A 449-nucleotide genomic window follows, 5' to 3' on the forward strand; every position below is an offset into this window, starting at 1 on the left:
TGAATACAACCCTGATTCTTTAATTCCCGCTAAGAATGAACAAGTAACCGGTTACACTGAATGTTATAAGCTAATCACAGATAGATACCCTTTATACAACAGTCGCCAGTCTATAACTATTATTCAAGGCACTGACGCATCAGCTTGTTTAGAAAATACGTGGCAAGGTGTCGGTGCGTATGCTGGTATTTCCTATACGTTTGATACACAGAACGTAACAAGGAATGATGCAAATTATCAGTATGTTGACTTTAATTTGATAACCTATTTGCTTTTTTATCATCAACATAAAGCACAACATGAGTATGGTTACTCATCACCGCATAAGCGCACACATCAATACAAAACACTTTTGCAAGAAAAAGTAGGCGTTCTTCAACCCACCCTCGACGGTGTTCATATGATTTACCTGTGAGTGCGTCTTCACCACAAAGATAAGCGCGTCTAAC

1 pseudogene is annotated in these 449 nt (G+C 38.8%); it reads right to left on the reverse strand.

The annotated features are described in order from the left end of the window. Positions 1 to 254 precede the first annotated feature (254 nt). Positions 255 to 449, reverse strand: a pseudogene (locus C2M25_RS10250) (transposase); the annotation flags it as partial.

The sequence above is a fragment of the Pseudoalteromonas sp. T1lg21 genome, assembly GCF_002964625.1.
GTDB classification, from domain to species: Bacteria; Pseudomonadota; Gammaproteobacteria; order Enterobacterales; family Alteromonadaceae; genus Pseudoalteromonas; species Pseudoalteromonas gelatinilytica.